At 62.7% G+C, this 22179-nt stretch carries 20 protein-coding genes; 11 read left to right on the top strand and 9 right to left on the bottom strand.

The features are described from left to right. Positions 1-57 precede the first annotated feature (57 nt). Positions 58-1050: a phosphotransferase gene (locus K1X71_17295; GenBank protein MBX7074900.1), complete on the top strand. Its 993-nt coding sequence runs from the start codon at positions 58-60 to the stop codon at positions 1048-1050. A gap of 6 nt (positions 1051-1056) precedes the next feature. Here the strand turns inward: K1X71_17295 and K1X71_17290 are convergent, their stop codons facing one another. Continuing rightward, the gene (locus K1X71_17290; GenBank protein MBX7074899.1) at positions 1057-1551 is read right to left on the bottom strand and encodes a DUF1569 domain-containing protein; all 495 of its coding nucleotides are present in this window, start codon (positions 1549-1551) and stop codon (positions 1057-1059) included. A gap of 264 nt (positions 1552-1815) precedes the next feature. Here K1X71_17290 and K1X71_17285 point away from each other — a divergent pair, with 264 nt between their 5' ends. Both K1X71_17285 and K1X71_17280 read left to right on the top strand, forming a co-directional pair. Continuing rightward, complete coding sequence (locus K1X71_17285) at positions 1816-2439, top strand: sigma-70 family RNA polymerase sigma factor (protein ID MBX7074898.1); 624 nt, start codon at positions 1816-1818, stop codon at positions 2437-2439. A gap of 41 nt (positions 2440-2480) precedes the next feature. Continuing rightward, positions 2481-5723 (top strand): protein kinase, encoded by a 3243-nt coding sequence (locus K1X71_17280; protein MBX7074897.1) that lies wholly within the window; start codon positions 2481-2483, stop codon positions 5721-5723. A gap of 11 nt (positions 5724-5734) precedes the next feature. Here K1X71_17280 and K1X71_17275 read toward each other — a convergent pair whose 3' ends face one another. Continuing rightward, positions 5735-7267: an APC family permease gene (locus K1X71_17275; protein ID MBX7074896.1), complete on the bottom strand. Its 1533-nt coding sequence runs from the start codon at positions 7265-7267 to the stop codon at positions 5735-5737. 310 nt (positions 7268-7577) lie between these two features. On the opposite strand from K1X71_17275, the gene K1X71_17270 reads away from it, so the two are divergent. The 5 genes from K1X71_17270 (at position 7578) to mqnE (ending at position 11561) form a co-directional block, all read left to right on the top strand. After that, a complete protein-coding gene (locus tag K1X71_17270; GenBank protein MBX7074895.1) occupies positions 7578-7769 on the top strand; it encodes a hypothetical protein in 192 nt (63 codons plus the stop codon). A 334-nt stretch (positions 7770-8103) separates the two neighbouring features. Further along, positions 8104-8814 (top strand): bifunctional demethylmenaquinone methyltransferase/2-methoxy-6-polyprenyl-1,4-benzoquinol methylase UbiE, encoded by a 711-nt coding sequence (ubiE, locus tag K1X71_17265; GenBank protein MBX7074894.1) that lies wholly within the window; start codon positions 8104-8106, stop codon positions 8812-8814. Next, the gene (locus K1X71_17260; GenBank protein ID MBX7074893.1) at positions 8811-9476 is read left to right on the top strand and encodes a UbiX family flavin prenyltransferase; all 666 of its coding nucleotides are present in this window, start codon (positions 8811-8813) and stop codon (positions 9474-9476) included. The genes ubiE and K1X71_17260 overlap by 4 nt, the downstream gene beginning before the upstream one ends. Next, a complete protein-coding gene (gene ubiA / locus K1X71_17255; GenBank protein MBX7074892.1) occupies positions 9473-10360 on the top strand; it encodes a putative 4-hydroxybenzoate polyprenyltransferase in 888 nt (295 codons plus the stop codon). The genes K1X71_17260 and ubiA overlap by 4 nt, the downstream gene beginning before the upstream one ends. Positions 10361-10433: 73 nt before the next feature. Next, on the top strand, positions 10434-11561 hold the full coding sequence (mqnE, locus tag K1X71_17250; GenBank protein MBX7074891.1) for an aminofutalosine synthase MqnE: 1128 nt from the start codon (positions 10434-10436) through the stop codon (positions 11559-11561). 34 nt (positions 11562-11595) lie between these two features. Here mqnE and K1X71_17245 read toward each other — a convergent pair whose 3' ends face one another. Both K1X71_17245 and K1X71_17240 read right to left on the bottom strand, forming a co-directional pair. Continuing rightward, the gene (locus tag K1X71_17245; GenBank protein ID MBX7074890.1) at positions 11596-12159 is read right to left on the bottom strand and encodes a helix-turn-helix domain-containing protein; all 564 of its coding nucleotides are present in this window, start codon (positions 12157-12159) and stop codon (positions 11596-11598) included. A 488-nt stretch (positions 12160-12647) separates the two neighbouring features. After that, positions 12648-13313, bottom strand: a complete 666-nt coding sequence (locus K1X71_17240) for a glycosyltransferase (GenBank protein MBX7074889.1) — start codon at positions 13311-13313, stop codon at positions 12648-12650. Between the two features lie 348 nt (positions 13314-13661). Here K1X71_17240 and serA point away from each other — a divergent pair, with 348 nt between their 5' ends. Beyond that, positions 13662-15290: a phosphoglycerate dehydrogenase gene (serA, locus tag K1X71_17235; protein ID MBX7074888.1), complete on the top strand. Its 1629-nt coding sequence runs from the start codon at positions 13662-13664 to the stop codon at positions 15288-15290. A 52-nt stretch (positions 15291-15342) separates the two neighbouring features. Continuing rightward, the gene (locus K1X71_17230; GenBank protein MBX7074887.1) at positions 15343-15894 is read left to right on the top strand and encodes a hypothetical protein; all 552 of its coding nucleotides are present in this window, start codon (positions 15343-15345) and stop codon (positions 15892-15894) included. 39 nt (positions 15895-15933) lie between these two features. Here K1X71_17230 and K1X71_17225 read toward each other — a convergent pair whose 3' ends face one another. The 3 genes from K1X71_17225 to K1X71_17215 form a co-directional block, all read right to left on the bottom strand. After that, positions 15934-16665 carry an SDR family oxidoreductase gene (locus tag K1X71_17225; protein MBX7074886.1) on the bottom strand — a complete coding sequence of 244 codons (732 nt, stop codon included), beginning with the start codon at positions 16663-16665 and terminating at the stop codon, positions 15934-15936. A 65-nt stretch (positions 16666-16730) separates the two neighbouring features. Further along, positions 16731-17684, bottom strand: a complete 954-nt coding sequence (locus tag K1X71_17220; protein ID MBX7074885.1) for a CHAD domain-containing protein — start codon at positions 17682-17684, stop codon at positions 16731-16733. A gap of 86 nt (positions 17685-17770) precedes the next feature. Then, the gene (locus K1X71_17215; protein MBX7074884.1) at positions 17771-19072 is read right to left on the bottom strand and encodes a redoxin family protein; all 1302 of its coding nucleotides are present in this window, start codon (positions 19070-19072) and stop codon (positions 17771-17773) included. 285 nt (positions 19073-19357) lie between these two features. Here K1X71_17215 and K1X71_17210 point away from each other — a divergent pair, with 285 nt between their 5' ends. Further along, a complete protein-coding gene (locus tag K1X71_17210; protein ID MBX7074883.1) occupies positions 19358-20755 on the top strand; it encodes a DUF2092 domain-containing protein in 1398 nt (465 codons plus the stop codon). A 167-nt stretch (positions 20756-20922) separates the two neighbouring features. On the opposite strand, the gene K1X71_17205 is transcribed toward K1X71_17210, so the two are convergent. After that, on the bottom strand, positions 20923-21228 hold the full coding sequence (locus tag K1X71_17205; GenBank protein MBX7074882.1) for a BON domain-containing protein: 306 nt from the start codon (positions 21226-21228) through the stop codon (positions 20923-20925). A gap of 287 nt (positions 21229-21515) precedes the next feature. Beyond that, the coding region (locus tag K1X71_17200) for a CinA family protein (GenBank protein MBX7074881.1) at positions 21516-22179 on the bottom strand (664 nt) is incomplete at its 5' end.

Here is a 22179-nt window from a genome sequence, read left to right as displayed (position 1 = left end):
ATTCGCACAAATCTTGCGTGACGGGCTCGTTGAATCGGATAGCGAAATCCACGATCGATGAATGACGAGACACCGATTCGGGAGTTGGTGACAAGGTTTTGGCCGCCGCATTGCCTGCCAAGCGAGACGGAGTTCCTCGGTTCGGCGGGCGGTTTCAGCGGGGCTCGCTTCTGGCGTTGGCAGTCGCCGGCAGGGCATTGGTGTCTACGGCAATGGCCACTAGAGCATCCCACGCCGAGCCGACTTCAGCTCGTACACTCCGTCCTACGGCATGCGGGGGCAAAAGGTTTTACCCAGTTGCCCCTGCCGGTAGTTACGGCCAGCGGGGAATCATTTGTTCGTTGGCGGGGGCACTTGTGGGAGTTGACCCCCTGGCTGCCTGGCAGGGCCGATTTTCATGATCGGCCAACGTCCGATCGGCTGGTGGCCGCCTTGGAGACTCTGGCTCGGTTTCATGTGGCGGTTGCGGACTTTGAGCCGCATGCGGCCGGGCCAAGCCCTGGACTGGCAGAGCGGCGCGAGTGGACCGCGCGGCTCTTGGGGGGCGAGTTGGAACTGTTACGTCGCGCGACGGTCCAATGCCCATTGGGTGAGCTGGGAGATTTGCCCGCACGGATTTTGGGCGTGGCTGCGCAGCGGCTTGGCGCCATCCAGCGCGAGTTGCGAGATGCGCAGGCCATGGTGGTTCCGCTCCAGCCAGCGATTCGCGATATCTGGCACGATCATGTGCTGTTTGCAGATGATCGCGTTGCGGGCATTGTCGATTTTGGAGCGCTGCGCTTTGAAAGTGTGGCAGGCGACGTGGCGCGATTGACGGGAAGCCTGGTCGGCAACGACCGTGCCCAATGGCAAACGGCGATGATCGCTTATGAGCGGCTGCGGCCGTTATCGGAAGTGGAGCGGGCGCTGGTGAGCATTTTCGATCGCTCGGGAGTTGTGTTGTCGGGACTGAGTTGGATCCAATGGCTGTTTATGGAAGATCGCCAATTTGAAGATTTGTCCGCGGTGCGAAGTCGACTAATGCAAATTGTCGCCCGACTGGAGCGATAGTCGGCGCTATTGGTCGACCAAGAAGCTGAGATGCATCTCGGCGTGGCGCAGGTGGAACTGGTCCCATTCGTCGCGGGTGAGCTTGCCCGCCACGGGGTGCTTGCCGCGCTGGGGTTCGCGCTTTAATCGCTCGACGGCTTGTTCTAGCGCTGTCATCGCGGCGTCGTAGTCGACGTCGGGCTGGGCCACGAGTCGCGCCTCGGCAGCGCGTGGCAAACGGAATCCCGCCGGGAACGGCCCTTTGACCAGCATGGGCTTGATGACATAGGGGCCGATCAGCTTGTAATACCACTTGACGTTGAACGTGCCCCCGTCGATGGAGCCGTGAATGCCGTTGGCCAGGTGCTGGAGGATCATCGGCAAGGTCCAGTTGCCGAGTTGCCGATGTGGAGTAGCGTGCAGACGCCGGGCTTCGGCCAACACCTCGTCGAACGATTGATAGCGAAGCTTGCGACGTCCGCGAACTTTGCCGGTGTCGCGCCGGGATTGATCGATGGCCATTTGTTGAGTCCTACTAAGAGGCGACTAGCGCGGCGTCATTGTACCGAGCGCCTTGGCGGACGGCGAAACGGATGCGTGGGTCCATTTTTTTGGACTTGATTGTCGAGATTCTCTTTGAACTATTTCCCCCGCTGCGGTAGCATCATCTAATGCTCTAATAGGGGGTAGGCCAGAGGGAAATGGTCACGCAGCAACGGGGCGGCAATGGGGCACGGGGCAGATCGACACCATGCACTGTTGGCTTCGGGATTCAAGGGCAGGACGATGGCCATTGCGGCCGATACTTCGCGCGTGACACATCTGATTGAGCGGCTCGCCGATGGAGACGATCGCGCGCGCGAGGAGCTCATTCGATTCGCCGAGTCACGACTGCGCAATCTGGCGTCGCGGATGTTGCGCGGCAACTGCCTTCGCCGTTGGGAAAGAACCGACGACGTGCTGCAACAAACGCTGCTGCGGCTGACGCGGCGACTCTCTGACTTGCGCGCGACGAACACGGCGATGTTCCTGGCCTTTGCCGCGCAGAATATGCGGCACGCGCTCATCGACTTGGCGCGACACTATTATGGTCCCACGGGCTGGGGCGCCAACTACTTGAGCGATGCTCCATCGGTCGATGGTCGCAGTTCTGAAGCGGAGGCGCTCGATCGTCAGCCGGGCCCTGAAGGACGGCTCGATCAGGCCGAACGCTGGGGCCGGCTGTATGGCGCGATTGATGGACTGCCGGACGAGGAGCGGCAGGTAGTCGACCTCGTTTGGTTACACGATTTGCCGCAGGCGGAGGTGGCGGTGCTGTTGGGCGTGGCCGAGAAGACCGTAGGACGTCGCTGGCGGCGGGCGCGATTGCGGCTGCACGACGCGTTGGCGGGCGAAATGCCGCTCCTGTAGATCCAAGCGCGCGAGATTCCTTGACGGCGGATGACTTGTCTATGAGCATCGACATCGACTTGAGAGCGGCGGACGATCCTTCGATCGACAGCTTGCTCGATCGGTTGGAGTCGCTGCGCGAGCAATACGCGGAAGAGACCTTCGCGGAGCTGGTGGCGCTTGATCCACTATTGACCAATGCGTGTCGCGCATCTGGCGAGCTGGCGCAAGAGTTACAGCGCCGCCTGGACGCGCTGGATGCGGTGAATCGCGTTGTCAGCAAGCGCGCGGAGCGCTATCCGGCGATTCCTGGTTATGAGATTCACGAAGTGCTAGGGCGCGGCGGCACCAGCATCGTCTACCGGGGCACTCAGTTGTCGTTGGGGCGCGAGGTGGCGATCAAGGTGATTGTCGCGGGGCAATTCGCCAGCGCTCGTTCTCGCGCGCGGCTACACATTGAGGCGGCCAGCATCGCGCGGCTGCACCATCCATGCATCGTGCAGGTACACGAGGCGGCCGAGTTCGACAATTTGCCATTCATGGTCGAGGAATTGATCGAAGGGGGCAATCTGGCGCGATGGGCTAACGGCAAGTCCATTTCGCCGGATGAAGCGGCGCGATGGGTGAAACAGATTGCCGAGGGGGTTGAGCATGCGCACTCGCGCGGCGTGCTGCATCGTGACCTGAAGCCATCGAACATCCTGCTCACCACCGAGGAGACGCCAAAGATCAGCGATTTTGGCTTGGCGAAACTCTTGAACGAAGAGCGCGACTTGACGTTCACGGGCGAACCACTGGGCACGGCCTGCTACATGGCGCCAGAGCAAGCCATTGGCGTCGACGCCGGGCCGGCCACCGATATCTATGGCCTGGGAGCAATTTTGTATGAGTTGCTGACGGGCGAACCGCCACATGGCGGGGCGAATCGCGCCGAGACGATGCTGTTGGTGCGGGGCGCATCGCCTACACCGCCGCGCGCGTTGGCCGGCCGTATTCCGCGCGATTTAGAGGCCGTGTGTCTCAAATGCCTGGAGAAGGAACCGGCGCGGCGCTATGCATCGGCGCAGCGACTGGCGGAGGATTTAGATCGATTTTTGACGGGGCGGCCGACCGTGGCGCGCCCGGCCGGGCCGCTGCGCCGCGCGGTCAAGACGCTGCGGCGGCGTCCGGAATTGGTCTGGATGGCGGCGCTGGCGATCATGACGGCGCTGGCGACCGTCAACAGCGCGTGGGGGCTTCGCCGAGAAATGACGGCGCGCGAAGGTGAGGGCGTTATTCCCGCGATGTCGCTGGTGGATACGTCTGACAGCGCTGCGCGACAGCATAGTGAGTTGGAGTACGCGGTCGATTTGCGCGAGGCGTTCGACGCATACCAATTGGGAGACGGGCCGCGATTGCGAGGACTTTTGGATCGCTATCGCGATTCGACGGCTGGCGTGGACCTGCGAGATTTTGCGTGGCGCTATCTCGATCGGCAGTTTAGCGCGCGGCCGAGCATTGTCGACAGCCGTCATCAAGAGGGTTACGCCATAGCGTGGTCGCCGACTGAGGCTCTGTTGGCGACCGGCGGCAAGGATGGCCACATTCGGCTGTGGCGGGGCAATCCGCTGGAGTGCGTTGGCGATTTGGCGCCAGCAATCCCACCGGGAGCCGATGTATGCGTCAACGACCTGGCGTTTAGCGCCGATGGCCGACTGTTGGCGAGCGTCAGTTGCGACAAGACCGCGCGCATCTGGGATGTTGGCGCGCGGCGCGAGGCAGCGCCGCCGATCAGGCACGAGAAGTCCGTGACGAGCGTGGCGCTGCATCCAAGCGGAGAGTGGCTTGCGACCGGGTGCAACGATGATCAGGTGCGGGTCTGGTCGCTAGCGGACCATGCGCTAGTGAAGTCATTGCCAACCACAAGGATGACCACCAACCGACTCGACTTTTGTGAGCATGGATTGCTGTTGGCCGCGACTTGCTCCAGCCCCGAGAAAGGTCATACATGGATTTGGAAAACTTCGGACTGGCAACTGTTGAATGATCTTCCGATCGGGGCGCATGACCTCCGCTTTATGAGACACTCGCCGACGCTGATTGTCGGTTCGCAAGATTTTCAGATCTCGCTCTTGTACGCCCATACAGGTCGCGCATTCACCACGCTGGGGGTGCCGAGCGATGCCCAGTCGCTGGCGGTCTCCGATGACAATCGCTGGCTGGCCGCGGCGTGTAACGACGGCGCTGTGCGCGTGTGGAATGAACTATCGGGGGAGGCGAGGCAGTTGATTCATCGGCACGCGGCGCGCATGCAGGACCTGGATTTTTCACAATTGCACAGCAGTTTGGCGGCCATCAGTTACGACGGGAAAATCCTGCTTTGGAGCGAAGTTGATCCAGCGGGGGGCGAAGCGATGTCTGGCAAAGCGCTGGGGCCGCCGCCGGGGGCGCGGGAATTGGATGAAATCGATATTTCGCCGACGCTCCATTGGATGGCGCAGCGGCGTCCTGGTCAGCAAGTGGAACTGTGGGACGTGCGTCAGCGGCACGCGCGTTTGCGGCCGGCGCCAGAGCGGGGAGTCATTGTGTTCGATCCGAACGACGCGGCGCCCGGCGTCCTGGTCGCGAAGGACTCGAACACCGCGCGGTTCGAATTGTGGAACGAAACTGCCACGCTGCCGGCGGTGGATGCCTCGGCTGGTCAGATCGCGGTGGATCATCTGGCGGGGACGCACGCGCTATTGTCGCCAGACGGCATGTTGGCAACCGATAGCGGTCGCTGGGGCGCCCAATTGACTTCGCTTGCTCCCGTCGGCGACGTGGGCGACTGCCGCCTGGCATATTGCGACGAGCACGGACTGGTGGCGCTTTGCGCCGCGCCAGCGGAGCCGTTGTTGGTCGATCTGACGACCGGACAGCGACTGCCGCTGCCGCTGAATGCGGGCGATGTCAAATCGCTTCAATTCTCACCCGACGGTAATTGGTTGGCAGTGACCATGTCGACGCATGAGATTCAGCTCGTCGACACCGCCAGCGGGCAAACAGCGCATGTGCTGCCTGTTGGGTTCGCTCCGATTTCAACCGACTTTTCCGCTGACAGTCGCACCTTGGCCGCCGCTGGCGGATCCTTGGTGGTTCCGTTATGGAATGTGGCCACTGGGCAGCGACTAGGCGATTTGAAGGGGATCATTGGACAGGTGCGGCGGGTGCGCTTTTCCGGCGATGGCTTGCGCCTGGGCGCCGCGGTTTGGGACAGCAATCGTGCGCTGGCCGAACTGTATGTGTGGGGCGATTGGGACGAAAGTCGCGCCCCGGCCGCGCGGTGACTGGCGAGCGCTCAAACCGTCTCTGGCGCCGCTAGCATTTCAGCCGGCTCCGTCATTCCATCATCGGCGAGCGGCGGTGGGCCGGCCGTGCCGTTGGCGATGCGCTGGCGAATCCACAGCAGGTAGAACAAGGCGCCCACGCCAATTGCGGCGCTGGTAGCTACCAATGGCGCATAGGGACGAGGCGCGGCCGGATTGGGAATGGTCAGCGCCACCACCACGACGGCCGTCCAGACAAGCGCCACGACGCCGACCAGGGTTCGCCAGCGACCAAGCTGAAACCCCGGGCTCCAATCGGCGTGGCGCAGGCCGACCAAACCGGCCAAAACAATGCCGCCATAGCCCAAGTACCCAGCCACCGTGGCAATGGAGGTAATGATGTCGAGCGCCTGCTGCCATTCGAGCAGCAGCACCACCACGCAGGTGAGCAACCAGATAGTGAGGATCGCGTAGGTGGGGGTTTGATGCTTGCTGTGTACCTGACTCAAAATCCGTGAGGCGGGCAGCATGTTGTCGCGGGCCAGCGCGAACAGCAACCGAGTGACCGCCGCCATGCTAGCGACGCCGCAGGCGAAGATGGATACGGTCACAATCACCAACAGCGCCGTCATGGCGGTTGGACCGACCTGCGAGTGAATCACTTCGACCAGCGGCGCATCGCTCTTTTGAATCTCGGTGAGATTCTGAATCGAGAGAATAAAGGCCGCCAGCATCAAGAAGCCGCCAATGCCGGAACTGAGCACGCTGAGGATGACCGCGCGCGGGACGGTTTCGCGCGGTTTGCGGGTTTCTTCGGCCAGATCGGCAGCGGCCTCAAACCCGGTGATGCACCAGGCGCCTAAAAGGAGCGACAGGCCAAAGGCCTGCCAGGTGGCCGGCGAGCCGGTGGCCAGATGGGTGCTGTTGAACAGGAAGCTCATCTTCGTTGTGCCGCTGCCCAACCAGATTGCCAGCAGCACCAGCGTAATGGCGGCCGCGCCGATGATTTCGGCCACCACACCAAAATCGTTGACCAGCGCCGCCAGTCGGATACCCCACAGATGGATCAGTGTGACCAGGGTAATGGCGCCAACGGTTAGCCAGGAGACCGATGGCGGAGCCTCCAGCACCGCGCCTAGCGCCAGATGGATCTGCTCGGCAAACGTCTTGCAGATGCCGGGAAAGCCAGCTAGCCACTGCGCCAAGAGAAGCCAGCCGACAAAGTACCCAAAGCGCGGACCGATCAATCGTGTGGCCCATTGATAGCCATAGCCCGATAGCGGGAAGCGGGCCGCCAGTTCGGCCACCATCAGCGCGACCAGCAACTGTCCGATGACGGCAACGACCCACGACCAGATGACCGCGGGACCAACTTGCGCGAGGCCAGCGCCGAAATTGGTGAAGATGCCGGTGAGTATTGAGATCAGCGAGAAGCTGACGGCAAAGCTGGAAAACAAGCCCATGGTGCGCGCAAGCTGCTGGCGATAGCCGAACCGCGCCAGTTCGGCGGCGTCGTGGCAGGCGCCCGCTGCCTGGTCGTCGTCTGTGGGTTGGTGCTGGCCCATGCGCATCGTCGCAGTATCCGAACCACATGCGAGGTTTGCAATGGCGAGCGGTTGCGCACTGCTTCGAAAGCGGTCCCAAGACTCGCAGCGAAAGCGAGCCGGCGCCGTGGGTGTATTGAAAGTCGTTGCGAGCAGCGCCGCTACTAGCGCCGCTTGTGCGCCAGCGCCTGCGCCACGCGCGCGAGCCATCGCCAGGTTATCCGACCGTCTCAACTGGACCCGTGCCGAATTGCTTCAAAGCCGATCGCTGGTCCGGTCGATTTATCCAGTGCCATACTTCGTTTCGAGACTGCTCAGGGGATTCCGCCCGATGATGGAAGATCACTACCTTCCCTTTGAAGACCGCTGCGTGGACCTGATGGAGGCCCAACTCGCCGCGGATGTGGCGGAACTTGCCATCGATGACTTGATTGCCATCAGCCACTTCATCGACCGCATCGGCGGGCTGGAGAACGCGCTGATGGCCATGCAGACGCTACGCGACATCGAAAGGGCGGCATAGCGCGGCGCGTGGCCGGCGGGTCTTGCCCGCACAATCGGGATACTTTGCCAGGTTCGCATTCTCAGCCGCAGCGAACTGGAATTGCCCTTCCGTCAATCTTTGTTCTCCATTGCTGGCAGTGCCATGCGCGCGTCGCTGTACGTGGCCGCCATCGCTTGGCCGTGCTGCCGTAAGCGTTGGGCCGCTTGCTCAAGGGACCGCCGAACCGGCCATGGCGCAGCGCTCGACTGATGGAATTGCCACTGGCTGGCGATGAACTGGCGCCTGTATCGCCGCGGCGCGGGTTGCTAGAATCGCACGCTTTGCCTAGCGAAAGCGAGCGCCAGCAGCCATCATGCCGGTCGACAAGTCGGAACAGCGCGTGCGGCAGATGTTCGGCGAGATCGCCGAGCGCTACGACCTGTTGAATCATCTGCTGTCGTTGAATGTCGATCGCTACTGGCGCTGGCAGACGGTGCGGCGCGTGCCGCCGGGGCTCAAAGGTCCGATACTCGATATCTGCACCGGCACGGCCGACTTGGCGCTGGCTTATCACAAAGCGGCGCTGGGGCACGTGCCGATCATTGCCGCCGACTTCAGCCATCCCATGCTGGTGCGCGGCGACCAAAAAGGGCGCCAGATCGAGGGGCGGCGTAATCTGCATTTTGTCGAGGCCGACGCGCAGCAGTTGCCGTTTGACGACGCGCAATTTCAACTGGTGACCGTAGCGTTTGGCTTGCGGAACGTCACTAACACCGACCAGGGACTGCGCGAAATGGCGCGGGTGTGCCGGCCGGGCGGCAAGGTGGCTGTGCTGGAATTTTCGATGCCGACTCAGCCCGGGCTCAAGCAACTGTATCAATTTTACTTTCGCCATGTGCTGCCGCGCATCGGGCAGACGCTCGCCCGCAATCGCAGCGACGCTTACAATTATTTGCCATCTAGCGTGCAGGAATTTCCGTCTGGCGAGGCGCTGTGCGATCGCATGCGGGGGGCCGGATTGTCGACGGCGCGGCACGTGCCGCTGACGCTGGGCGTGGCGACTCTCTATATCGGAACCAAATGACGTCCAACCTGGTGGTCGCCATCACTGGGGCCAGCGGGGCCCCCTATGCCGTTCGGCTGTTGGACGTGCTGTTGTCCGCCGGGCGCGAGGTGCATTTGTCGATCAGTCCCGCCGGGCAAGCGGTGTTGAAGCAAGAGTTGGGGATCGACATCGACCTGGATCGGTTTGAGCTGGCCAGCTTGCTACCGGCGGAAGGTCGACAAGAGGGGCTGGCCGGAATGTTGTGCCGGCGCCGGAGCGAGACGAAGCGACAGTCGGGCCAAGCGGGCCGAGTTCACTATCATCACTATCGAGACTTGATGGCGCCGATTGCCAGCGGATCGTTTCTCACGGCGGGCATGGTAGTTTGTCCTTGCTCGGGAGGAACGCTGAGCGGCATCGCACACGGGGCGAGCGAGAACTTGATCCAGCGCGCGGCGGATGTGCATCTCAAGGAGCGGCGCAAGCTGATTGTCGTGCCACGAGAGACGCCGCTATCGACCGTGTATCTGGACAACATGCGGCGCCTGTTGGAGGCGGGCGCCGTGGTGCTGCCGGCGATGCCGGGATTTTATCACGGAGCGGACTCGGTATTGGACTTGGTCGATTTCGTCGTCGGGCGAATCTGCGATCAGTTGGGGGTTGAGCAAACGCTCATGCGCCGCTGGGGAGATGGGGAATGACGCTTCGCGGCGCGCGCCATTTTCTGGAGATGATTCGCTTCAGCCATACGCTGTTCGCGCTGCCGTTTGCGCTATTGTCCGCGATTTTGGCATGGAACGAGAACGCGCGCGCCGGGAGCGCGACGCCGTTCCGCTGGCAGGAGTTGGTGGGCATTGTGCTGTGCATGGTGTTTGCGCGGAGCGCGGCGATGGCGTTCAATCGATTGGCCGACCGGGCGATCGATGCGCGCAACCCGCGCACCAAGATGCGCCACTTGCCGGCTGGGATCTTGAGCACGCGGTCTGTGTGGGTCATGGCCATTGTGTGCGCGGCGGGCTTTGTGGCGAGCACGTTGTTGTTCTTGCCAAACTGGTGGCCGCTATATTTGTCGGCGCCGGTGTTGGCCTTTCTGTTGGGCTACAGCTACGCCAAGCGCTTCACGGCGCTGGCGCACTATTGGCTGGGGGCGGCGCTGATGTTGGCGCCGATCGCGGCGTGGATCGCCATACGTGGGAGCTTGGGTTGGCCGCCGCTGGTCTTGGGGGGGGCGGTGCTGTTGTGGGTGGCGGGGTTCGACATCATTTACGCCTGCCAGGATTTTGAATTCGATCGACAGGCGGGACTGCACAGCGTGCCGGTCTGGCTGGGCGTGCCGGGCGCGCTGCGGTTGTCGGCCTGGTCGCACTTGGGCATGGTCGCGCTACTGGCGCTATTGCCGCTGGTGTACGGCGACTTGGACAAGTTCTACTGGCTGGGGCTGGGCATTGTGGCGGCGCTACTGGTCTATGAGCATTGGCTGGTGCGGCCCGACGATTTGGACCGCGTGAATCTGGCTTTTTTTCACGTGAATTGGATCATCAGCCTGCTGCTGCTAGTCGTCTGCACGGTCGATTTGTTAACCTGACGCTAGCGGCCGAAGATTGCCGCCGCCGGCGCTTGCCGAGCGGCCACGGTCTTGCTGCGAAGGAAATTGGAACATGCCAGCCAATACGAGTTTCACCGAGATCCGGCGCAAGGTGGAAGCGGGAGAGCGGCTTTCGTTTGACGATGGCCTGTTGCTCTATAGCCCGCAAACGCATTTGAACGAGCTAGGCGAGTTGGCCAACCTGGTTCGCGAGCGCAAGAATGGCAACTTCGCTTATTTCAACATCAACACGCATCTGAACCCGACGAACGTCTGCGTCTATCGCTGCATCTTTTGCGCGTTTCGCTCCGACCTGCGTGAGCCCAAAGGCTACGCGATGAGCGACGAGCAGATATTGGCGCGCGGTCGGGAGGCGGTCGACGCCGGTTGCACCGAGATGCACATTGTTGGCGGTTTGCATCACCAGCGCAAGTACGACTGGTATCGGCACATCATCGAGATCCTGCACGATGCGCATCCCGCGCTGCATCTCAAGGCGTGGACCGCCGTGGAGATCAACTGGTTTCAGCACCTGACGAAAAAGCCGTATCGCGAGATTCTGCAAGACATGATCGACGCCGGGCTAGGCAGCATGCCGGGGGGCGGGGCGGAAATCTTTCATCCCGAGGTGCGCCACCAGATCTGCGAACACAAAGCGGACTCGCGGCATTGGTTCGACATTCATCGCACGGCGCATCAACTGGGATTGAAGACGAACGCCACGATGTTGTATGGCCACATTGAGAACGCCTACCACCGCATCGACCATCTGACGCGGCTGCGCGAATTGCAGGACGAGACGGGAGGATTTCAGACGTTCATCCCGTTGGCGTTCCACCCCGACAACACCAAGCTGGCGCACATCAAAAAGCCTTCGTCACTGGTTGATCTGCGCACGATGGCGGTGAGCCGGCTGATGCTGGACAACTTTCCGCACATCAAGGCGTATTGGATCATGCTGGGGATGGGGACCGCTCAGGCCGCCTTGGCCTATGGCGCCGACGACATCGACGGCACCGTGCGGCACGAGTTGATCTATCACGACGCCGGCGCCGACACGCCAGAGGCGCTCACCGTCGATCAATTGTGTCGACTGATCCGCGAAGCGGGCCGCGAACCGGTGGAACGCGACACGCTTTACCATCGCATCGTCCGCGACGGCGACCGTTGGCAGGCCGCCGAGTCGGTGGCGGTGGCCTGAACCCGCGCCCCTACGGTCGCGCGACGCCGACGCGTCAACTCTCGGGAAACATGCTCGCGGGCATGATCCGCTCAAAGATGCGGCCAATCTCGCGCGAGCGGCGGCGCCGACTGGCGATGTGCCACGGACTCACGCCCGCCAGTTCCGGCATGATTTCGATCAGCTGATCGATCAACATGCACGCCAGTTGGTTGACGGAGCTCGTGGCGGACGACTCGGAGCGGATCGCGGTGGCCGTCTTCATGAGCTTGAGCAGCCGAGCGCGCAAGAGGACGGGGGGCGAAAGCTCGGTGTTCTCTTCCAGGAGGTCGGCCATTGGCACGTCGAGCAGTTCGCGCCACGCGTGAAGGGTGCTGAGTTTAAGATCGCTGGACTCGTGTTCCTGCTGACGAGCCTCGTGCATGTCGATTTTGAGGGTGCGGGCCACGCGACGGAGCGATACCCCTTGTTGCTGCCGTACGGCCTTCAGGCGGTGCAGCGGGCGCTCTGGGGCGGTGCGATTCGGGGTGTGGCCATTCGTTGGCGCCACGGCGTGGGAGTTGCCGTTGGTGGAGAATCTCGCCCCGGACAAACGATTGGCGCATGGCATCGTACTCATGACGGGCCTCTCTCTCTAAAGTGATGGACACGCGCTTTGTGAACGCGCGTGAACTGCGCAGCGGGTTCCGCGCCGCGACGCAGAGCGGGGAAACGACGCGCCGTCCGGGTGGTTCCGACAACCGGTCGCGCGCAAACGAGCGGAAGTTCTCTAGCTGCCGTGGGAATTGTCAGCCGAATATGCAAACGGCGAAGAGCGTCACTCTTCTTCGTTCCGATTCCGAATGGCGAACGCCAAGTAGTGGAAGTGGTCTGGTCGCGCCTCGACGACCGCGCAATGGTATGCGGCGCCAGCAGGCCGACAAGCGCGCTAGCGCGCGTCGCGCACGCGGCAATGGACGCCCGCGCTGGCATTGCAATCGAAAAAACCGGACTGCAAGGCTTTGACAAAGCGCAGGCGAGCGCTTGGAGAATTGTGTGCGAGCGAGCGAGACACTTTAGAAACGGCAAATCGGTGAGCGATCGCCGAAGTGCTTAGCCGCCAAACGATTAGTTGCCGCTGATGGTCGTGCGCGCCGAGTGCAACCAGCCAGATCGGGCCCTGCGCAGGAAGCGTGGGCCGGCCAGCTTTTTGCGGTTTTCTGCCGCATTTTGCCGAGTGGGAAGCTCCACCCAGCGAACTTGCCAGCCGACCGCGCTTGCCTGGTCGGCAAAGTCGGTCAACGTGGCCGCCGCGGCCGCCAACAGCGTGGCCGCCTGCCGGCGCATCAACCACAGTTCGCAAATCGCCGAGCGATCGGCGTCGGGCAGGATGCGCTGCGTCATTGAGCGCAAGGGACGGCTGGGGCGCGCGGCGCGGGCCAGCACGATATCGGCCGCTTCGAGTTCGCGCCACAGTTTGCGCAGGTCGCGCACGTCGAAGGTCGATTCAGCCGCCAGAAAGACGATGGCTTCCCCTCGGCTCGTGGCCAGGGCGCGCTCGACGACCCCCGCGCGGTCGACTTCCCAGGACTGACGAACCACCCGCAATTGGGGATACATCTGGGCTAGATCGTGGGCGATTTCGACGGTGGCGTCGGTCGAACCGGTGTCGAGCACCAGGATTTCAAAGCGGGGCGCGAGTTCGGCGGCCGCCTCGAGCGCGGAATGGATCAGCGCCGCGATTTCGCCTTGGGCATTGTGCACACAGAGGCACAGGCTTAGCGAGCAGTGCAAAGGAGCACTCCCTGGGAGAGGGATGGGTGAGAACGCAGACACGGATCATCGGGAAGCTTGGCGGCGCCGCAGGTTGGGGCGGCTGCGCGCTTGCTTGCATAAGATCGGCCGGCGCTCGACCAGACTGGAGAACTGTCGCGCGCAAGACCGTCTGGACGAACGAATCCTTTCGCGCGGCGCACGTCCGTCTGCGCCGCAAGAACCGCGCGTGGCGGGTTGTCGGCTGGCCCGGTTTTGCACTATTGTACGGGTTTTCCCAGACGGGCCCTTGGGCCCGCAGCGGTTATAGCGGCGCCTTCTGGGGCGCGGTGGACCGCGATTCGACTCTCAAAGTGAGACCACGCAGCCATGCCGAGTGTGATTGTTCTGGACCCATTGGCCCAAGAGGGGCTCGATCTGTTGGCCGCGACGCCCGGCGTGACGTTCGAGGTGCGCACCGGTCTGAAGGGGGCCGATTTGCGGTCGGCGTTGGCCGAGTTTGATGGCGCGATCGTCCGCAGCGGCGTCAAGATCACGGCCGAGGCGCTGGAGGGCAATCGCCGCCTGAAGGCGATTGTGCGGGCAGGGGTCGGCACCGACAACATCGACAAAATGGCCGCGACCCGGCTGGGCATCGTGGTGATGAACACCCCCACCGGCAACACGGTGAGCACGGCGGAACACGCTTTGACGCTCATGATGGCGCTGGCGCGGAACGTGGCGCCCGCGTATCAAAGCCTGGTGGAAGGGCGTTGGGATCGCAGCAAGTACATGGGGACGCAATTGGCCGACAAGACGCTGGGCATCGTCGGCCTGGGACGGATTGGTCAAACGGTGGCCGCGCGCGCCAAAGCGATGGACATGCGATTGATGGGGTATGACCCATTTTTGTCGCCGGAACGAGCCAAGGAGTTGGGGATTCAGACGTTTCCATCGGTGAAGGAAATGTTGCCGCATGTCGACTTTATCACCGTCCACACTCCGCTCACGGAGGAGACGCGCAACCTGATTGGTTTCCCGGAGCTGGAACTGCTGAAGCCGGGCGTACGGCTGGTGAACTGCGCGCGGGGGGGCATCTATCAGGAAGAGGCGCTGGTCGAGGGACTCAAGAGCGGCCGCATCGCGGGGGTGGCGCTGGACGTGTTTGCCGAGGAGCCATGCACCAAGAGCCCTTTGTTCGGCATGCCGGGGGTGCTGTGCACCCCGCACCTGGGGGCCAGCACGGAAGAGGCCCAGACGCAAGTGGCGGTGGAAGGGGTCCAGCTCTTAGTCGATTATCTGACGCGCGGCGCCATTCGGCACGCGGTGAACATGTCTTCGATTGATCCGCAGACATTGGCCACCATGCGGCAGCAGTTGGATGTGGCGTACCGGCTGGGTCGGTTGCACGCGCAGATGGGGCGCGGAGCGGCGCGGCGCTGTCGACTGGTTTATCGAGGCGAGGTGGCGCACAAAGACACCCGCCTGCTGTCGGCCAGCTTTGCGGCGGGGCTATTGGAGGCCGCATTGTCGGGCGAGGTGAACATCGTCAATTCTGAACTGCTGTTGCGCGAACGCGGGATTGAACTGATTGAGGAGTCACGCGCCGAACTGGGCGATTTCACGTCGTTGATCACCGCCGAGGTCGAAACCGACGACAAGAGCTATGTGGCGGCGGGCACGGTTTTTGGCAATCGCTTTCCGCGGTTGGTGCGCCTGGGCGAGTACCGGCTGGAGGCGTACCTCGAAGGAACGCTGCTGATCTTCACGCACGACGACGTGCCGGGCATCATTGGCCGCGTGGGGACGACGTTCGGCGAGCACAGTGTGAACATCGCCCAAATGTCGGTGGGCCGTTCGGGCGCGGCGCCGGGGGGCGGAGCCATCGGCGTGCTCAACCTCGACAATCAGCCGACCAGCGCGGCGGTCGAAGCGGTGCTTGCGCATCCACATGTGCATTCGGTTAGCGTGATCCGGTTGCCGGCTGCTGGAGAAATGCCTTCGTGGTTGATAGGATAAGCTTCGCTCTGCCCGAGCAAGCAGAACATCCAACGAGAAAACAGGTAATCGCATGTCGATAAGAATGGTGACTTCGCTGGCCCTCATGTTCATGCTTTGGGGCGCGGTGGGCTGCGGTCAAAAGTCGGAGCCAGCGGCAGCGCCACCAGCCGAGGAAGCCAAAGCGTCGGCGCCGGCAGAGCCAGCAGCGCCTGCCGAGCCCGAGGCGCCGGTCGTCGCCAAGCCCGAACCGGAATCGACCAGTGCAGAGCCACAACCCGTTGCCGACCCGCCGCCGGCGGCGGAGGCTGCCGCCGATACGAGCGTGGCGCGGCCGAGCCTGCTATTGGGGGTGATGATGGAGCCACTGAAAGTGGCGATGGAATCGACGCTACAGGCGATGCAGAACGCGGCCGAACCGCTCACCAGCGGCAGCATACCGGGAGTGCCGAATATTGGCGGCGGCGCCGCGACAGAAAGCTCATCGCCGCCGGCCGAGAGTGAAGCTGCTCCGGCAGAGGGCAATGCCCCGGCCACCGAGAGCGCGGAAACGCCCCCAGCGGAAGCGCCGGCAGAACCCGCGGCGGACGAACCCGCCGATGCGCCCGCCGAACCGCAGTCATAGTCAGCCGATCCTCGCGCCGCCGCGACGATGCCGCGCCGATTACACGTAGTCGTGTACGGTCGGCTTGATCACCACTTCTTGCACATGCGCTCTGGGGGGCAGGCAGGCGATCATCAGCGCCACATCGGCGATGTCTTGTGGCTGTAGGATCACCGCTCGGCGCTCGGCGCTGACCGGGACGGGGCGATTGGCGAGGATCGGGGTATCGACTTCGCCGGGGAAGATGGAGCAGACGCGGATGCCGTTACGCCCTTCTTCTTGCGTGATCGAGGTGGCCAGCGCGGTCATTGCGAACTTCGACGCGTTGTAGCCCACGCCGCCAAGCATGCCGGCGCGCTTGCCCGAGATGGATGAGATATTGATGATCAGGCCGTCGCGGCGCTCGCGCATGGCGGGCAGCGCCTGGCGGATGCAGTTGTAGGTGCCGGTGGCATTGATGGCGAGCAGGCGATCCCAGTCGGCGGGATCGAGTTCGGCCATGGAGCGACGTGGGACGTTGATGCCGGCGTTGTTGACCAGGATATCGATGCGTCCGAGTTGTTCTTGGGCCCAGCGAAATAGCGCGGCCACGCTGTCGCGATCGGAGACGTCGACCGTGTGCGCAATGACCGCGCCTTGGCCGGCGAGACTTTGCACCGCGGCGTCGAGCTTTTCTTGTCGTCTGCCGGCGATAGCCGTGCGGCAGCCTGCGGCGGAGAGCGTGGCGGTGATGGCGTAACCGATGCCGGTGGCGCCGCCGGTGATCAGGGCGGTCTTTCCTTGCAGCTTCACAGATGCCTCGCTGGGTGGGTCGAAGTTCGCCAGCAGTTATAGCGAACGAACGCAGCGCGCAGTAGTCAAGCGACTTCGTCGGCGCGCGGGATCGATGCGGTGTTCTCGGCGGGGCACGCCAGGGCCGCGACAAGCGGCGCGATCCAATCGAGCGCCGTTTGCGAATCGAAGGACTCGACGAACAGACGCTGGTCGCGATCGCGGTCGGCAACGAAAGCGGCATGCGCGGCAAGGAACGCCGATTGCTGCGCGCCAGGGCCGGAGTTGGGCCACTGCTCGATGCGCATGGCCGCCGTGTGCGAATCGTTGACCGCGCCCAACCGATCTTGCAACTCGACCAGACGCCGATAGGCGACTTTGCGAACGTCCGGTTCGATGGCGGCGCCAAAAATCTCCAGCGCGTAGCGCAGCCGCTTGCCGGCGATGCGAAACGCGTGCAGGGAGTCGAGCGCCTTTAAGTCGGCACGCGCCGCGGCGACCATGTCGTTGATGAACGAGGGGAGCCTTTGCCGGGCGGATTGGGCGACCGTCGGTTCGGCGGCGCATTTGCCAGTCGATCGCCAGCGCGTGCGGGAGACCAGTTTGTCGACCTTGCGTTCGAAGTTCTTGGCGCGCAGATGGGAGTAGACCGCTTGCATGGGGGGTTGCGCCCGGCGGCGCCGCTCCTCGATTTCGGCGAGCACGATCTGCGCCGCGGCGAGGTCGATTGGTAGTTTGCGGACTGAGCCGGAGAGCACGTCAAGATCGCGAGCGTCGCCAGCGGCTTGGCGCGCCTGGCGCAACCAGATGCGCATCTGGCGGCGCCGCCTGTGGGGAGCGAGCGGCTTAAAGAGCCGTAGCGCCGCGCTGGCCCGCCGCGTGGCGACTCTCAGGCGATGCACGTGGTTTTGGTCCCACTGCGCTTCTTCGGCCGCCAGTCGCAAATGCAGCCAAACGTCGTGCAACCGCAGCGACAAGGCGCGCGTGGCGAGACGGCTGACCGGCTCGGTCGGGTCGACATGATCGATCCATTTTCCCATGCAGGCATTGTGCGCGCGATGCGGCAGGCCGTCCAATTACGGACGGTGTCGGGCGTTGCTTGTCTTGGCAACGCGCTGATCGGGCGCTATTTCTCGGCGGCTGCTTCGTTTTTGTCTGGTTTGGCCGGTTGGGGCGCCTCGTCGTTGGCCTCTTCCGTGGCTGGTGGTTCTTCCACGGGTCCGAGCAGCTTGGCTAGCTCTTCGCCCAGGGCTTCGCCGCGCGCCTTCATCGTCACCACTTTGCCATCTTTGTCGACCAGGAACACGGCGGGGATCGCCGTGACGCCGTAATGATTGGCCATGGGGTGATCCCAGCCGGTCGCGGCCTCGTCGTCGCTGAAGAGCGTGGTCCAGGGAAGTTGCTCCTTGCCAAGAAACTCCTCGAGCTTGGCGCGATCTTCATCGAGGCTGACCCCGACCACATCGAAACCGCGATCGTGATACAGCTCGTACTGCTTCTTGACGTTTGGCAATTCGCGCAGGCAAGGTCCGCACCAGGTGGCCCAAAAGTCGACCAGCACGACTTTGCCGCGATACGCGGACCAATCGAAGTCCTTGCCATCGACTGACTTGCCATCGATCGGCATGAACTGTCCTGGCAGTTCGAGCCGGCGAGCCATGCCTTCCATCTTGGCGGCGTACTCGCGCACGCGCGGCACATCGCTCTTGGCGAACACCCCGGACAAGTCTCGATACAGACCGGCGGCCAGCTTGCCATCGGCGCGTTCGAGTTTGCGGCCAATATCAAGCGCGGCCATAAGCGCGTCTTGGGAGGGTTCTTTGGTGGTAAAGTACTCTTTGAGATCGGCGACGACCGCTTCGCGCTGCTGGGCATCGAGATCGGCCAGGTGATCAACCTGTTCGCTCGCGTTGGCGCGGCGCGCTTCGGCAGCGACTTTGGGCCGCTTGTCCTTGAGTCGCTCTTGAATCACGCGGAGCAAACGCTGCTTGGCGTCTTGTTGCTTGAGTCGTTGTTGGTACGCCAGGGAGATCAATTGTTCGGCCAGAGCCTTGGCCGCCACATCTTCTTCGACTTCGGCCGCCAGCACGCGCTCGGCGGCGTCGATAATGGCCTCTTGAAGGTTGACGAAGTTGGCCACCCGCTCGTCGCGATTGGCGCCCTGGGGCTTGTTTTCTTGTTCGCGTAACTGGGCGATCGCGTCCATCAGTTCTGCGGGCGAACCGTCTTTGACTAGATAGGGGTTTTCCGCTTCGTTTTTGTCGTCCGCGTCAGGCTCGGCTGGCTTTTCCTGGTCCGTGGCTGGTTCGCTCGTGGCCGCCGCATCTTTTTTGGGTTCGTCGTCGGCCCGGCTAATATTGGCGGCCAAGCCGCCCACTCCGGCGATCAACAGCGCCAATAGCCAGCGTGATGCATTCCATTTTGTCATCGGGGTTTCTCGCTTGAGTTGGAGGTGTCTTGTCGGTGGGGACAAACGCCGGAATTGTAAGCCGGCGGCGCCGAGTTGATAGTTGCCGCATCTGCCTCTATGGGGCGCGACGATGGCCCGATTATCGCATGAGCGCGCATGACGACAAGCAAAATTGCTCGAACGGCATGGTGGGCTCCCCGAGGGGGGTGTCTAGCTTGGTGGTGGGCTGACCCCTACAATTCGGCGACTTTGCTACGAGTTTCGATGATTGCGCTCAATTCGCGCTTCTTGGGAGAGATTGCTATGTTCGGTTGTCAGCGACATTGGCTGGTGGCAGTTTTGGCGATGTTGGTCGGCAGCTTGGGCGCCGCGCGGGGGGCGGAGGAGGGAGACGGCGGCGACATCGCTCCCCAGGCCAAGCAAGTCGTCGAGCAGTTCGGCAAGTTCATTCACGACTTGAAATCGTTCTCGCTGTTAGCGAAAGGCAATCTGCACGTCGAGGCGCAAGGGCAGAAGCAAGATATTACTTTTTCGCAGGAACTGCGGGTCGAGCGCCCCAACAAGATCTTCATCCAGGTCGGCAGCAGCCAACCGGGCGGCGGCGTGACCATCGCGGCGAATGGCGAAGAACTGACCACGTTCATTCAGCCCGTGAACAAGTATGTCGTGGAAGAATCGCCGGTCGACCTGACGGCGCTGTTCGAAAACCCGGTGATTGCGGGCATCACCTCGGCGGGCAACGCGTCGGCGATCACACAGACCTTCTTTGTGGATGATCCGGTCGGCAAGCTGCTTGAAAAGGTGACAACGCTGGAATACGTCGGCGAGGTCAAGCTCGATGACAAGCCGGCGCATCACCTGAAGGCGCAAAGCGAGCAACTCGACTGGGAGTTGTGGATCGCGGCGGGCAAGGAGCCGTTGCCGCTCAAATTCGTGCCGAACCTGGAGAAGGCGTTGGCCAAGATGAACCGGGGGGGCGCGGCGCCGCAAATGAAGGTGGAAAATGTGGTCACCTTCACCGACTGGAACATTCAGCCCAAGTTCGACGCCGAGAGCTTTGCCTTTACGCCGCCGGCCGACGCCGAGAAAGTGGACAGCTTGATGGAGATGTTCGGGCAGCGCGCGCAGCCCGACGCGCAGAAGCTGGTGGGGGAGCCGGCGCCCGATTTTGAAATGGCGACGCTCGATGGCGGCACGGCGAGCGCCGCGGAGCAAAAGAACAAGAACGTGGTAATACTGGACTTCTGGGCGACCTGGTGCGGTCCTTGTCGCGAGGCGATGCCGATCATCAACAAGGTGGCCAAGGCGTTCGCCGACAAGGGGGTGGTGTTCTATGCCGTGAACATCGATGAGGAGCCGGAGAAGATCAAGGAGTTTCTGGACGCGGAAAAGCTGGAGCTAGCGGTCGCGCTCGACAAAGGGGGCGAGGTGGCGCAAAAGTATCTGGCGAACGCAATTCCGCAAACGGTGATCATTGGCAAGGATGGCCGTGTGCAGGTTGTGCATGTGGGACTGTCGGCCAATCTGGAAGAAAAGCTCACCGAGGAGTTGACGGCGCTGGTGGACGGCAAGGATTTGGCCGCGGAAAGCAAGAAGCCGGCGGCTGATGAGACGGCTGCGGAAGAAGGTTCCGAGCCGGCGCCCGAGGAGACCGGCGCAAAGCCGAAGGCCAAACTGAAGATCAAGAAGTCGCCAAAGTAGCGGCGTCAAGTTAGCCGCCAGATCACTGGCTCGACGCATTGCCAAACGGCCACCGGCGCACGAATTGCGCCGGTGGCCGTTTGGGTTGACACGGCGCTTCCGCAGCAATCTGCGTGACGGCCGATTGTTTGCTGTGCCGCAGCGTGATTAACACGGCGCTGAGTGCTCTAGCCAACGCGCGCGGGTCGAGACTTTACGCGAATCTGGTCGACGACACGAATGACGCCTGCGACTCGCTGCGCGCAGTGAACGCACAATTGTTTGTGGTAGTACGAGGCGACTCGTCCGCGGAGGGTGACTTCGCCACCACTCGCCGAGATGTCGATTTGATGAGCGCACGGTACTTGCCGACTAATGAGAAAATTCAGCACGCGCCGTTCCAGATCATGATCGCCAGCGATCACCAGGGTCTCGGCATCGCAGATGTGGGCCGTATCCAAGGCCGCTCGGTCTTCTAGAAGTAGCTCCGTCACTGTGGTTCCGCCCTTCAATGCTTGAATAATGCTGACTGTAACTCCAATTTCAATAAAAAAAGCCCGGTCATCGCGAATTGGCGACAACAGGGCTGTCTTAGCCGTTTCGAACCGAAAGCCGCAATCGTGGGCTCTCTTGGACTGACCTCAGCATACCGCTGAGGCAGGGGAATCGTCAAATGAAGAAACGATGAAACTTGAAGGCGAATTTGCCAGCATCACACGCGAGTTGCGAATTGCTAGCAGATGCGAACGGTCATAACGCGATGTCGCAAGAGACGTTCCATTCAGTCAATCGCCAAATCGCGCAGTAGCGCCAACCGCACGAGGTTCAGCGCCTGCCGCGCGGCGCGTTGTTGCAGAATCGAGGGATGCCCTGCGTGTGGCGCCGAACGGACCAGGACGCCGTGCGGTGTGGCCAGGGCGAAGTGCGCCCGCTGCGAGCGAGCGTCTTCAACTTTTTGCACTGGCAATTCGCCGACGGCGATGGCCAGGTCGGCGCCGAACTGCACGCGCGCGGCCTCGGCCATGGCGGAGGAGGCCGCGCCGCTGGTGGCGCCGTGTTGTTGAATGAAACTGGACGGGACGACGAGCGCGGACTCGATTGCGGCGGCGCTGGTCAAGACGGCGCCGCCTAGGAATCGCTGTTGTGGTTCGTCCAAGCTGCTGAGTTCCTGGGCGATCAGGCCGCCAGTGCCCCATTCGGCGCTGGCGAGCGTCAATCGCTTTTGGGCCAGCAGGCGATGGACGGCGTGTTCGAGTTCGTCCTCTTCCTCGCCATAGACGATGTCACCCAGACATTCGTGGATGGTGGCGATGCTGGGCGCCATGGCGGCCAGGCAGTCGTCTGGCGAGGCGCCGGCCGCGGTGATCCGCCGCCTGATGACGGCGCCGCTGACGGTGATGCCGACCGACGGGTCGCGCCCGCGGCGGATGATGTCGGGCAGCATC

Source organism: Pirellulales bacterium, assembly GCA_019694455.1.
Taxonomy (GTDB): Bacteria; Planctomycetota; Planctomycetia; order Pirellulales; family JAEUIK01; genus JAIBBY01.
The sequence above is the reverse complement of the archived record's forward strand: the minus strand, read 5'-3'. Positions and strand labels throughout refer to the sequence as shown.